Origin of the sequence: Actinomadura madurae (assembly GCF_047130825.1) — a bacterium.
GTDB classification, from domain to species: Bacteria; Actinomycetota; Actinomycetes; order Streptosporangiales; family Streptosporangiaceae; genus Spirillospora; species Spirillospora madurae.
Genome location: NZ_CP083237.1, coordinates 3,800,881 through 3,813,683, shown reverse-complemented (window position 1 = coordinate 3,813,683; position 12,803 = coordinate 3,800,881). Strand labels below are relative to the sequence as shown.

10 protein-coding genes and 1 tRNA gene are annotated in these 12,803 nt (G+C 73.4%); 3 read left to right on the top strand and 8 right to left on the bottom strand.

Annotation, left to right across the window (positions count from 1 at the left end; genetic code table 11):
• Nucleotides 1–64: 64 nt before the first annotated feature.
• The 7 genes from K8Z49_RS17155 to K8Z49_RS17125 form a co-directional block, all read right to left on the bottom strand.
• Entirely contained in the window at nucleotides 65–892 is an 828-nt protein-coding gene (locus tag K8Z49_RS17155) for an SAM-dependent methyltransferase (protein ID WP_083598152.1), read from the bottom strand.
• Nucleotides 889–1,410, bottom strand: coding sequence for an ATP-binding protein (locus K8Z49_RS17150; RefSeq protein ID WP_161791016.1), 522 nt, complete (start codon nucleotides 1,408–1,410; stop codon nucleotides 889–891). Before K8Z49_RS17150 ends, K8Z49_RS17155 begins: the two co-directional genes overlap by 4 nt.
• Before the next feature lie 204 nt (nucleotides 1,411–1,614).
• Nucleotides 1,615–4,209: a PQQ-binding-like beta-propeller repeat protein gene (locus K8Z49_RS17145; protein WP_412519681.1), complete on the bottom strand. Its 2,595-nt coding sequence runs from the start codon at nucleotides 4,207–4,209 to the stop codon at nucleotides 1,615–1,617.
• 91 nt (nucleotides 4,210–4,300) lie between these two features.
• Complete coding sequence (locus K8Z49_RS17140; RefSeq protein ID WP_412519679.1) at nucleotides 4,301–6,475, bottom strand: transcriptional regulator; 2,175 nt, start codon at nucleotides 6,473–6,475, stop codon at nucleotides 4,301–4,303.
• 1 nt (nucleotide 6,476) lies between these two features.
• Nucleotides 6,477–6,548 (bottom strand) — tRNA-Glu (locus tag K8Z49_RS17135).
• Between the two features lie 105 nt (nucleotides 6,549–6,653).
• Nucleotides 6,654–7,691, bottom strand: coding sequence for a restriction endonuclease subunit S (locus K8Z49_RS17130; protein WP_021593136.1), 1,038 nt, complete (start codon nucleotides 7,689–7,691; stop codon nucleotides 6,654–6,656).
• On the bottom strand, nucleotides 7,684–9,081 hold the full coding sequence (locus K8Z49_RS17125; RefSeq protein WP_412519677.1) for a type I restriction-modification system subunit M: 1,398 nt from the start codon (nucleotides 9,079–9,081) through the stop codon (nucleotides 7,684–7,686). Before K8Z49_RS17125 ends, K8Z49_RS17130 begins: the two co-directional genes overlap by 8 nt.
• A gap of 84 nt (nucleotides 9,082–9,165) precedes the next feature.
• Here K8Z49_RS17125 and K8Z49_RS17120 point away from each other — a divergent pair, with 84 nt between their 5' ends.
• From K8Z49_RS17120 to K8Z49_RS17110, 3 genes are all read left to right on the top strand, one after another.
• Nucleotides 9,166–10,317: a glycosyltransferase gene (locus K8Z49_RS17120; protein ID WP_412519675.1), complete on the top strand. Its 1,152-nt coding sequence runs from the start codon at nucleotides 9,166–9,168 to the stop codon at nucleotides 10,315–10,317.
• A 348-nt stretch (nucleotides 10,318–10,665) separates the two neighbouring features.
• Complete coding sequence (locus tag K8Z49_RS17115) at nucleotides 10,666–11,712, top strand: lipase family protein (RefSeq protein ID WP_412519673.1); 1,047 nt, start codon at nucleotides 10,666–10,668, stop codon at nucleotides 11,710–11,712.
• Between the two features lie 47 nt (nucleotides 11,713–11,759).
• Entirely contained in the window at nucleotides 11,760–12,170 is a 411-nt protein-coding gene (locus tag K8Z49_RS17110; protein WP_075023123.1) for a DUF6221 family protein, read from the top strand.
• Here the strand turns inward: K8Z49_RS17110 and K8Z49_RS17105 are convergent.
• Complete coding sequence (locus K8Z49_RS17105; RefSeq protein WP_412519670.1) at nucleotides 12,167–12,796, bottom strand: uridine kinase; 630 nt, start codon at nucleotides 12,794–12,796, stop codon at nucleotides 12,167–12,169. The genes K8Z49_RS17110 and K8Z49_RS17105 overlap by 4 nt on opposite strands.
• Between the last annotated feature and the right edge of the window lie 7 nt (nucleotides 12,797–12,803).

Here is a 12,803-nt window from a genome sequence, read left to right as displayed (position 1 = left end):
ACGGGCGATCCGCAGATGTGCCCGTCCTGTCACCTTTGGCGATGAGCACCGTCATGGCCGCCCGTCACCCCGGCACGCGGCCGATGCAGCCGAAGAGCGGCAGCGGCCCGGTGGCGTTGCCGGCGGCCCGCGGCTGCGGCAGCCGGGCCGGGTAGGGCTCGATCATCTTCAGGCTCCGGCAGATGTCCGCGATCTCGTCCTCCGCGCGCGGGTGGAACGGTGTGTCGACGCCGGGCCGTGGCCCGGCGATCGGCGCGAGCTCCGCCGCCCGCTCGGCGTGGGTGACGACCACGTGGCTGCCGGGGGCCAGCCCTGCGGCCAGCGCGTCCACGATCCCGCGCGGGCCGGCCTCGTCGGGCAGGAAGTCCAGCACGCCGAGGAGGAACACCGCGGCGGGCTCGCCGAAGTCGATCAGCTTCCGCAGCCCCTCGGCGGCGAGCAGTGCCTCCGGGTCCCGGACGTCTCCGGCGAAGGCGCCGGTGTTCGCGTCGACGGCGAGCAGGGCCCGCGCGTGCGCCAGCACCATCGGGTCGTTGTCGACGTAGGCGACGCGGCAGGACGGATCGGTCCGCCGGACGATGTCGCCGAGGTTGTCGTCCGCGGGCAGCCCGCAGCCGATGTCGACGAACTGGCGCAGCCCGGCCGTCCCGGCGAGCAGCGTGGCGGCGCGGTCCAGGAAGCCCCTGTTCGCCTGGACTAGCCGCAGCACGATCGGGCACCTGCGCAGCACCCGTTCGGCGGAGTCGCGGTCGGCGGCGTAGTTGTCCTTGCCGCCGAGGAAGTAGTTGCACATGCGGGCGACGCCCGCGGTCGACGTGCTGAACCCCGTCCCCTCCCCGGGAGGGGTCTCCCCGGCCCGGCGGGCCGTGCTCAGCGTCGACCCGGGCGTCACGGCAGCCGCCAGCCCTCCCGGACGCCCACCCCGAACCAGAAGGTGGAGGCCCCGTTCTTGCCCCGGCAGGTGCCGAAGTCGGTGGCGAGCGCCTTCATCAGGACGAGCCCGCGCCCGTGCGCCGGCAGCGGGTCCTCGGCCGGCCGCGGCCGCCCCGGCGAGGCCCCGCCGTCGGTGACCTCGACGCGGACGTACCGGTCGACGTGCAGGACCGACAGGGTGATCGTCCCGTCCTTGCGCGGCCGCGCGTGCAGGACCGAGTTGGTCACGGCCTCGCTGGTCAGCAGTTCGAGGTCGCCGAGCTCGGACCGGTCGGCGCCGAAGTGCTGGCCGACGAGCTCGCGGACGTAGGACCGGGCGAGCCGGACGGCGGGCGGCGTGGCGGCGAGGTCGATCTCGCCGATCAGGCGCCCGGACGACTTGCCGTTGTTCAGGGCGGACGGGATTCCGACTTCCAGGGAAGGAGCGGGCGCGGGGACCAGCACGGGCACCCCGGACCACGCGTTCGATGCATTCATGGCGGCGTTGGCTTCACGTCTCCGTGTCGGGCTGTAAGCGAACATGTGCTCTTCGGCCTGGTCGAATTCGGACGTGGAAGTGAAACAACACACACTCTGACGCAGGCCAGGCGAACCAGTCACCAACGCTTGCGCGCATGCAAGGACCCTGCCCTGTCCTGCGAACTCTCACCTCTCGTGCAAGATCCGACACGGACCGCAGGATCACCCCTGGAACCGGTGGACGGCGAAGGTCTGCTCTGCCCCGGTCCCCACCCCTTGCACGGTCGTGTACGGCATCAGGAGGGCGTATCCGTCGCCGAGGTCCGCGGGCCTGCCGGGGAGGTTCGCGGCGAGCCGTCGGCCCTCGCCGTCCAGCGCCAGGTACTGGGCCTGTTCGCCCGTGCGGGTGGGCGGCCGGACGGAGAAGAACCAGTTCCCGATCGCGCCGTGGCGGGTGAGGTTCCCGGTCTCCAGCAGGTCGCGGATCGTCGTCGTGCCGCCCGCGGTCCGGATCGTCATCGCCCGTCCGCCCGGATCGATGCCGTCGCCGTCGCCCGCCTGGCAGACGATCAGCTCGTCGGTGTCGCCGTCGCAGCGGACGAGCGGCGCCCCCGTCCTGCCCAGCTCGCGGCCGGTGGCCCGGTCGAGGACGACCCCGCCCTCGGCCGTCCCGACGACGACCGTCCGGCCGCCGCCGTCGTGGAGGAGCTCGGGGTCGGCGTAGCGCCCGGCGAGGTTCCAGCGCCGCCTCCCGTCCGTCGCCCCGTAGGCGATGACGTCGAGATGCTTGCGCGTCCAGTCCTCGCCCCGCTCGGTCTTGGCGGCCAGGACCAGGCCCGCGCCGGCGCTCTCGGCCTCCAGCCCGCGCTTGCGCCAGAGCTCGCGCCGGGATCCGGTCGCGAAGACGGCCAGCTCGTCCCGTCCGCCGGATGAGACGTGGACCGTGAACGTCTCGTCGTCGGCCTCTTCGAGCAGCACGTAGCCGTCGCCGGTCAGGACCCGCTTCGTCCAGCGGACGCGGCCGTCCTTCAGGGAGAGCGCCGCGATGCCGTACTCGTTCCCGGCCGCCTCGTACTCCACGAGCGACAGCCGGTCCCCGTCCTTGCCGACGATGTGCGGCACGCTGACGAAATCCGCCTTGAGCCCGTCGCCGAGCCGCCCGCCCTCCCTGATCGACCAGCGCACCGCGCCGGTTCGCGCGTCGGCGACGACCTGCCGCGACAGGTGGTCGTCCTCGCGGTCCCGGCCCGCGTAGACGAGCGCGTCACCGGCGAGTTCGGTGCCGGTCAGCGAGCTCAGCCCGGTGTCCTTGAACGGCGGTCCCGGCGGGGTGCGTCCGGTGGCGGCCGTCCACAGCGGCGCCGCGTCGATCCGGGGCGGGGAGAGCGCCGGCTCGGGCGGCGCGCTCGGTTCGGACGGCCGGCCGCCGGCGGCCGCGGCGCGCATCACGAGGCCGGCCGGCGTGGACGAGGACGACCCGGCCCGCTCGACGCGGAACGCCGCGGCCCGCTCCGACACGGCGGCGACCTCGCCGGGCGGCGCGGCGCCCAGCGGGTTCGCGGCCCGGTCGACGACGGCGTACCGGTCGGGCGTCCCCTCCCTGCCCGAGCCCCTGACGAAGATCCTGTCCTTCCAGATCTTCACGACGTGGGCCATCGTCTCCTCGCCGAACGGCCGTTTCGCGGTGGCGACGGGCTCGCCGCCACCGTCCGTGCGGACCGTCACGAGCCGGCCGTACAGTCCCGAGCAGGCGATGAGCGTGGCGCCGTCGTCGGCGCAGCCGTACAGGTCATCGGTCGTGTCGCCGTCCTCCGTCTTGACCGAGATCTTCGTGACGCGGCCGGTGACGACGTCGACCAGGACCGCGTGGTCGTCGGGGTAGGTCCGTCCCGGGAGCCTCTCGCTCACATGGACGGCGGCCGTCCTCCCCGCGGCGGCCTCAAGGTGGGACGTCTCGAACTTCCCTTCCAGGTCCCAGAGCTTCCGGCCGGTCCGCACGTCCAGCGCGTAGACGCCGGCGCCCTTGCGCCGTTCGTCGAAATCCATCGGCGGCTTGGAGCCGAGCGTCTCTCCGAGGACCACCGGCCCGGAGATCCGGAACGCCCAGCCGTCCGCGTTCTGCCACAGCTCGCGGCCGGTGGCCGGGTCGAGCGCGATCGTCTTCGGGTCGACGCCGTCTCGTTCCTCGACACTCGCGAGCACGACCCGCGTGTCCGCGGAGAGGAGCCGCACCTTCTTGTCGCGGTCGTCCTCTCCCTTCTCGCCCGCACGCGGCCGGATCAGCGCGTGCTTCCAGCGGACCGAGCCGTCCTTCCCGGAGAGCGCGGCGACCCCGACCTCGGTCTCGCGCCTCTCAAGGCCCTTCGTGTACTGGACGAGGGCCGTCCAGTCGTTCCCCTGGCCGTACACGACGGGCTTCCCTGTCACGCCCCGCAGAAGTTCCGCCTTGTAGCCGGGTCTCGAATGGGCGACGGCGCCTTCACCGCCCCGGAGCGGGTAGCCGCCGTCGACCGTCCAGCGCGGGTCACCGGTCCGCGGATCGACGGCGGCGAGCCGGGCACCGCCGGACGGCACGTCCCCGGCGACGAGGGCGATATCGCCGAGCAGCCCGACCCCGGCGACGCGTTCCATGCCGAGCTTCCGCTCGTCCCACAGCGGCCTCTCGCTGAACGCGACCGGCGACGGTCGCCTCTCCCCGTCCGGCAGCGCGTCGGCACCGGACCCACCGCAGGCCTTCACCCCGATGAGGACGAGAACCAGCACGGCCGCGAGCAGACCGCCGCCCCACCGCAGAGCGGTCTTCCTGTCGACGTCCATCGGCCTCATCCCGTCCTCGGCGTCACGCGGGGGGGCCGCGTGATCGCGCATTCTTCCGGGTGAGATGGCCGGGACCGCCCGGGAGGTTCCCTCAGAACATCCAGTGACCGCCCGCGGACCACCCGAGGAACCGGCGGCCGTGCGGCGACGGCCCGGCGTCGAGGGCGCCGCCGGTCAGGACGTGCCGGAGACCCGCCAGCACGGGGTCGAGGCGCCGGACGGCATGGGACGGCTGCCGGTCGAGTTCGTCCTGCATCCAGGCGATGGCGGCGATCTGCTCCTTCAGCCCGCACAGCGCGAGGAAGAAGACGGCCTGCCGCCACGCGTAGGCGGCGTCCTTGACGGTCCTCAGCGGATACGGGTTCCCCTGCACCCGCCGCACCAGGCGGCACACGACGCCGAACGCGCGGCGCGCGAGATCGTCCCATCCGCCCGCCGGCTGGATCCCGACCGGGTGGACGAGCGCCGCCAGGTTGTGCGTGGTGAGGATCTGCGCCTGCTCGATCACCATCCCGTTGGCCACGACCCACGACGACGCCGGAAGGTCCCCGGCGCGCTCCGCGCAGAGGTCGCCGAAGCCGTCCCGGAGCCGCCGGACGGCCGCGTAGTCGATCCCGTAGTAGCGCGCGTAGAGGGTCCCCTCCATGACCTCGCCCGCGAGCTGTGCCGCCTGGAGGAACTTCGGCGAGAACCTGCCCATGAAGATGTCGGCGGCCAGTTCCTCCACGAACGGCACGCGCACACCGGCGCGGTCGGCCAGCGTGCCCAGCTCCCCGATCATCGGATTCGGGACGATGGTCCCCGGGAAGGACCGCAGCGCCAGCTCGCCGAGCTGGACCAGCACGGCGTGCGCGTTCGCCTGCGCGGCGCCGGTCGTGCGCCGGTACCCGGCCACGGCCGCGACCCACGGAAGCTCGTCCTGCCGCACCTGGTGCGCCAGGTCGAGCAGCAGCAGTGAACGGCGGTTGCGGAACGCCCTGTGGACGGCCGCCATCAGCCCTCTCAGCGCGTCATCGGGGTAGGACCGCGCCGACGCCGCCGCGACCAGCTGCGGGACTAGGCGCGCGAGCACCTCCGCCGACGGGACGACACCGCGCTCGACGAGCGTGCTGACCGGCGCCTCCAGCGCGTTCTCGGCCACGCGGCGGAGCCGCTCGGGCACTTCGGCGGTCCGTCCGCCGGTGGTGACGGGCGCGACGAACGGGTCGATCGACGGCACCCCGCCGTCCTGCGGCACCGCTTCGAGCCGTCCCGCCACGGCCTGGGCCAGCGCGTGATGCGTCGGACGCGCGGCCTCGGCAGCCTGCTGCTCCCGCAGCGCGGCATGCTCCGCCTCACCCGGCACGCCGCGCTTCGCGACCATCGAGTCCACGGCGTGCTGCAGCAGTCCGGAGGGAGGCTGCCCTTCCAGCACCTGCTTGAGTGACACGCGAAGGATGGCCAGGTTCGCCCTGGGGTCGCGGTGCTTCCCGCACAGCGTGTGCCGTGCCGCCAGCTCCGCGTACCGGTCGAGCAGCGCGGCGCCCCGCGCCCGCCACCCGTCGGGCTCGGCGGCGAGGACCCGCCCGTCCCGGACGGTCTCCAGCCAGTGCGCCAGCAGCTCGTCCGCGAACGGATTCCACACCGACAGCGCCTCGTTCATCGTGGCCACCGCCCGGTTCGGCCGCCGGTCCGCGAGCCGCTCGCGCACCCGCCCGGCCGTCTCCCGCCGGACCAGCGACGGATCGCCGGGGTTCCGCGCGGGCCTCGGGAGGAACCGCAGCCGGCCGGCGAACGGCCCGATGGCGTCCAGGACGTCCAGCGCCGCCGCCCGGTCGCCGGCCCGAAGCAGCCACGCCACCACGAGCAGCGCGGCCTCCTCCGGCAAGGCCACCTCGTACCGCCCGGTGTCGAGCAGCTCGTACAGCTCGTCCAGCCCGGCGTCGGTCAGGTGGTACGCGAAGAGGGCCTGCCGTGCGGCGGGCACCCCGGCGCGCCGCGCCGCCTCCAGCTCGTGGTCGAGCAGCGGCCCGGCGGCGGCGTCCCCGGTCGCGAACCCGCCCCGGACGACCTCGGGCGTCACCCACGCCGGAAGCCCGGCGACCGGCGTTCTGGACCCGATGTCCAGCGAGCCGTCCTTCATCCCCGAGACGACGCGCTCCCAGCGGCCGAGGCGCTCCTCGGCGCGCCGCCGCGTCGCGTCGTCCTCGTGGGCCAGCGCCGTCACGAGCGCCTTGGCCATCTGCCCGGCGGCGTAGCCGGGGTTCACCCGCGCGTCCTCGTTCACGCCAGCGTGGCGGGTTCCGCCCCCGCGCCCTCCGGGATGAAAGCCCGGCGCTCTCCTGCTGAGCTACACGCTGTCGAGGGCCCACGGTAAAGATCGCGTCGTCCTGCCGCAACGCATTACCCGGGCTTGCGACCTGTGGGCCGTGGCGTGCGCCGACGCCGATCAGGCCCGCGCGCCGTCAGGGGACGAGCTGGGGGAGGAGGGCGTCGCGGAGGCTCGCCAGCGCCGTCGTCTCGGCCGCGGCCGCCTCCACCCGGCGCGCCAGCGTGGCCGCGAGCTCGCCGAACCTCCGGGCCCGGTCGTCTCCGGGCCAGGGGACCTTGTAGGCGGCGAGGTCGGGCCAGCCGGTGCGCGGCATCCTCGTCCCGTCGCCGACGGCGGACGCGTGCGCCACGACCTCGTCGCTCGCCAGGGCCGCGAGCAGCCAGCCCCGGTGGGCGGGGTCCTCCGGGCGGACGACGAGGATGTCGGTCGACGCGACGCCGTCCACGAAGGCGAGCCCGACCTTGTGGAAGTACGGGCGGAGCTTGCCGAAGAGGATGTCCCCGGCCGCGAACCGCCGTTTCGCGCTGGCTATCCCGGACGCGTCGGCCCATGTCGAAAGCCACATATGTCGTTTCGGCATGTGCTCCAGGCCGATGTAGTTCTCGTCCCCGCCGATCAGATCGAGCGGCGCGTTCGCGCGGACCAGCCGCCCGAGCCCGCCGATCGGGACGAGGGAGGTCGCCGCCGTCTCCTCGTACCGGGCGCGCAGGAGCGCGTCGGCGCAGGCGGCGATGCGTCCGTTCACGGCGATCTTGTCGTCCAGGGCTCCGAGGACCGACGCCGCCCTGTCCTGCTCCGCCCGGGTCGGGCGCCGGGTCGTGAGCCGGTTCAGGATGCCGTGGGTGAGGAGCGGCTGCCCGGATCCGATGCGGTACCTGTTCAGGCCGAGCCGCTTGAGCAGGTAGTAGACGTACCGGGGATTCACCCCGTCCCTGGCCGTGGCGATGATGGCGTTGTCGGTGACCCAGCAGCGGCCGGGGCTGTAATGGACGGCTCCGCAGTACGACCCGACGCGTCCGACGATCGTGGAGCCGGGTTCCGCGTTGTGGCCGCCGGACGAGCCGATGACGCCGTTGGCGCCGTACGTCCGGTAGGCGGAGCCCTCCGCCGGGTGCGAGCGGCCGTTGGAGAACGTGACGAGGTCGCTCAGCGGAACCTGCCCGTCAGCCATCCAGGCGCCCGAGTTCCGCCCGGACGATCTGGTCGAGCCGCGCCGACTCCTCGAAATGGGTGAGGAGCTCCTTGGTGAGGCGCTCGACCCTGTCGGCCGCGGGCTCGTCGCCGGGGTCGGGTTCGGCGGTGCCCACGTAGCGGCCGGGTGTGAGGACATGGTCATGGGATCTGATCTCGTCCACGTCCGCCGAACGGCAGAACCCCGGGACGTCCGAATGGTCGTGGGCGCGCCAGGACCGGTAGGCGCCGGCGATCCGGGCGATGTCGTCGCCGGTGAGAACCCTCTCCGTGCGGTCGACCATCGTGCCCATGTCGCGGGCGTCGATGAAGAGCACCCGGCCCGGCGTGTCCTTGTTCCGGTCGAGGAACCAGAGGCACGCGGGGATCTGGGTGCTGCGGAAGAGGCGGTCGGGGAGCGCGACGACGCACGACACGAGGTCCGCCTCCACGATCGCCGCGCGGATCTCGCCCTCGCCGGACTGCCGGGACGACATCGAGCCGTTCGCCATCACGACGCCGGCGCGGCCGTGCGGGCCGAGCTTGGCGAGGATGTGCTGCAACCAGGCGAAATTGGCGTTCCCGGCCGGCGGGACGCCGTACCGCCAGCGCGGATCGCCCGCGTCGCGGTACCAGTCCGACATGTTGAACGGCGGGTTGGCCAGCACGTGGTCGGCCTCGATCCCGGGGTGCGCGTCCTCGACGAACGTGTCGGCGAGGCGGATGTCGCCCCCGAGCTCGTGCACGGCGAGGTTCATCCTGGCCAGCCGCCACGTCCGCTCGTTCGCCTCCTGCCCGTAGACGGCGATGTCGTCCAGCCGCCCCCGATGGCTGAGGACGAACCTCTCCGCCTGCACGAACATCCCGCCGGAACCGCAGCAGGGGTCGTACACCCGTCCCTTGAACGGCTCCAGGATCTCCACCAGCAGCTTGACCACGCTTGAGGGCGTGTAGAACTCGCCGCCGCGTTTCCCTTCGGCCCGCGCGAACCGCTCCAGGAAGTACTCGTAGACCTCGCCGAGCACGTCCCGCGCGGACCGCCCGCCGAACTCCACCTGCCCGATCAGCTCGACCAGGTCACCGAGGCGCCGCTGGTCGACCCCGGCGAAGATCTTCGGCAGCACGCCGTCCAGGGACGCATCGGCCCGCATGATCGTGTCCATCGCGGCGTCGATCCGCTCGCCGAGCGTGCCGGGCCCGGACGCCGCGGCGAGGTCCGCCCACCGTGCCCCGGCCGGCACCGGCAGGGCCCTGTCCGATATGTGCTTGTCGGACATGTGCTTGTCGGAGGCGTACTTGAGGAAGACGAGCCCGAGGACGAAGTCCTTGTACCTTGCCGCGTCGACGGATCCGCGCAGCTTGGCGGCGGCCTTCCAGAGGACCTCGTCCACCCGCGCGACTTTAGCGCGCCCCCGCCCCGCCGGCCGGTTCATGGTGTTGGACGGCCGCGCCGGTGCGATGCGAGGCTGCGGGACGTGGTGGTCGTGGGTGTTCTGGCCGTGGCGGCGCTGGCGGGCTGGCTGTATCTGGCGTTCGGCCACGGCGGCTTCTGGAGGACCGGCCCCGGCCTCCCGGACGCGGCGGACCCGGACGCCTGGCCCGACGTCGTGGCCGTGGTCCCGGCTCGCGACGAGGCGGCCGTCCTGCCGGTGACTCTGCCGACCCTGCTGGCCCAGGAGTATCCGGGACGCTTCCGCGTGGTTCTGGTCGACGACGGCAGCAGCGACGGCACCGCGGAGACGGCCGTCCGGGTGGCGGCAGGGAATCCCCGGCTGCGGGTGGTGGCCGCCGGCGAACGCCCGCCGGGATGGGCGGGCAAGGTGTGGGCGATGTCGGAGGGCGACGGCGCGGCGGGGGAGCCTGGCTACCTCCTCTTCACCGACGCGGACATCGCCTACCGACCCGGCACGGTGATGAAGCTCGTCCGCGCGGCCGTGGCAGAGCGGCGCGATCTCGTCTCCCTGATGGCGACGCTGAACACCCGCACCCGCTGGGAACGCCTGATCGTCCCCGCGTTCGTGTACTTCTTCGCCCAGCTCTACCCGTTCCGCCGCGTGACCCGGGACGGGACGCGCACGGCCGCGGCGGCGGGCGGCTGCATGCTCGTCCGCCGCGCCGCCCTCGCCGCCGCCGGCGGGCTCGCGGCGATCCACGACGCGCTGATCGACGACGTGGCGATGGGGCGCCTGGTCAAGCGCGCCGGCGGGCGCTGCCGCCTCGACCTCGCCCGCGACGTGGTCAGCCGCCGCCCCTACCCCCGCCTCGGCGACCTCTGGGCGATGATCGCCCGCAGCGCCTACCACCAGCTCCGCTACTCGCCGCCGCTGCTCGCCGGGACCGTCCTCGGCCTGGTCCTGCTGTACGCGGTCCCGCCCGCCGCGGCGATCGCCGGCCTGGCCGCCGGGAACGGCGCGGTCCTCGCGGCCGGGGCGCTCGGCTGGTCGCTCATGGCGCTCACCTACGCGCCCATGCTCCGCTTCTACGGCCTGTCGCCGCTGCGGGCCCCGGCGCTGCCGCTTGTGGCCCTGATGTACGCCGCCATGACCCTTGACTCCGCCCGCAGGCACCGGGCCGGTCAGGGCGGCGCCTGGAAAGGACGTACTGCGGCGACGCCGCTGAACAGGTGAGTCAGGGCGTCTTTGTCAGGACGGTGACAATCCGAGCTCGGCGATGCACGCTCATCCTCATTGGAGTAAGTGTCTAATTACGTTACGGTCGGGTGGCCGTCACGCCGACGGCAGGGGCGACGACGAAGGGTTACCCGCCATGTCCATCACCGTCCGCCGGCTCGCGCGCGCCGCGGTGGCGTCCTGCATCGGGATCGCCATGACGGCCGCCGCGCTCCAGGGCCCGGCCACCGCGGCGCCGCCGGATCCCCCGACCCCCGCAGAGGACCCGTTCTACACGCCGCCGTCCCCGCTCCCGGACGGCGCGCCCCCGGAGACGTCATCCGCTCGCGCCCCGCGGTGTTCACCGTGGACCCGTTCGGTCACGCGCCGTACGAAAGCGTGAAGTCCTGGCAGGTGCTGTACCGGTCGGAGACCGCCGACGGCCGCCCGACCGCCGTGTCCGGCATGGTCCTCGTCCCGGCCAGGGCCTGGACGGGCCAGGGCAGGCGCCCGCTCCTCTCCTACGCCGTCGGGACCCGCGGGCTCGGCGACGCGTGCGCCCCGTCCTACACGCTCACGCGGGGTCTGGACTACGAGGAGCTGTTCATCGCCGACGCGCTCAGCCGGGGCTGGGCCGTCGCCGTCACCGACATGGAGGGCCTGGGGACGCCCGGCCGGCACACCTACGAGGTCGGCCGATCCCAGGGCAAGGCGCTGCTGAACGTGGCGCGGGCCGCGCAGCGCCTCCCGGAAGCGGGCCTCGGCGGCAGTCCGGTCGGGCTCTGGGGCTACTCGCAGGGCGGGACGTCCTCGGGCTGGGCGGCGGAACTGGCCGCGACCTACGCGCCGGAGCTCGCGATCAAGGGCACGTTCGCCGGCGGTGTCCCGGCGGACCTGGGAGCCGTGGCCAGAAGCCTGGACGGCTCCCCGTTCATCGCGCTCATGTTCATGGCGGCGGTCGGCTACGACGCCGCCTACTCCGAGCTCGACCTGGAGAAGTACCTGAACGGCAACGGCCGCGAGCTGCTGGAGAAGGCCAAGGACATGTGCCTGGTCAGCGTCGACGGGCCCCTCACGGTCGTGGAGACCGCGTTCAAGCACATCAGCGACTACACGACCAGCGATCCCCTGACCAGGCCCGAGTGGCAGGCGCGCCTCGACGCCAACAAGCTCGGCAGCACCGCGCCGAGCGCGCCCGTCCTCCAGACGCAGGCCGTCTACGACGAGATCATCCCGTTCGCGCAGGCCGACACCCTCCACAAGACGTGGTGCGCCAAGGGCGCCAACGTCACGTGGAAGACCTACACGCTCGCCGAGCACGCCACCGGCATGCTCTGGAGCGAGCCGGACGCGATGGCGTTCCTCGCCGACCGTTTCGCGGGCAAGCCGGTCACCGGCAACTGTGCCGCCTGATGGATCTCCCAGGGCCATCCCGCCCGTGACCCGGGCAGGATGGCCCTATGGATCTGGTGGAGTTCCTCCGCGCCCGGCTGGACAGGGACGAGCAGACGGCCCGCGCCTGCTCCGGCGCCCCCTGGCTGGCGACACCCTCCGGAACGGTCAGCACCGACCCCGGAACCGGCGACGCCGGAACCGGCGACGCCGACACCGGCGAGCCCGCCTACGTCGCGACGGCGGAGAACGGGGCGTACGCCGAGCACATCGCCCGGCACGACCCGTTCCGCACGCTCGCCGAGGTCGCGGCGAGGCGCCAGATCCTCGACGAGTACGAGAAGCAGTCCTGGATTCTCGGGCAGGGGCATCGGACGCCCGAGCTGGAGGCCGCCCAGTCCGTCCGCGAGAAGGTCCTGCGCCTTCTCGCCCTTCCCTACGCGACCCATCCCGCCTACCAGGAGGAATGGCGCCCCTAAGCGTCGGTGACCAGCGCCGGGTGCGCGGGGTCGTCCATCTTGAGCACGACGTCGGCGCTCCGGACCGGGTCGGCCTCGGCCTCGTAGCGCGCGTAGGCGGGGAGCGTCCAGGAGCCGGCGTCCGGAGTGCCGCGGGCCAGCGCGCCGCGCGACAAGGTCAGGTGGACGGTCAGCTCGAAGGGGAGCCCCCGCCCGAGCAGCAGCGAGCCGTCCAGCAGGAGGACCCCGCCGGGCTGGACGGTGATGTAGCGGGCCCGCGTCGCGCGGTCGAGGTCGGCGTCCCACAGGCTCGGCAGGACCTTCCCGCTGCCGGACGGCTCCAGCGGCCCGAGCACCTCCCGCACGAGCCCGCCCGTGTCGAGCCACTCGTCGTAGAACGCGTCCGGGTCGTCCCGCCCGAACTCGTAGCGCAGCGACGCCGGACGCAGGAATCCGCCCGCCGAGACCCGCACGACGTCCCGTCCCAGGGCGCGCAGGGGGGAGACGAGCGCGTCCGCGAGGTCGGCGGGCGCCGCGGGCGGGGCACCGTCGATCGCGACCCGCGACCAGGAATCCCGCGGGAGGGCGGCGATCCGCTCCGACAGTTCCGTGACCACGAGCGACGGCGAGATCGGTCGTGCGCGCATCACCTCA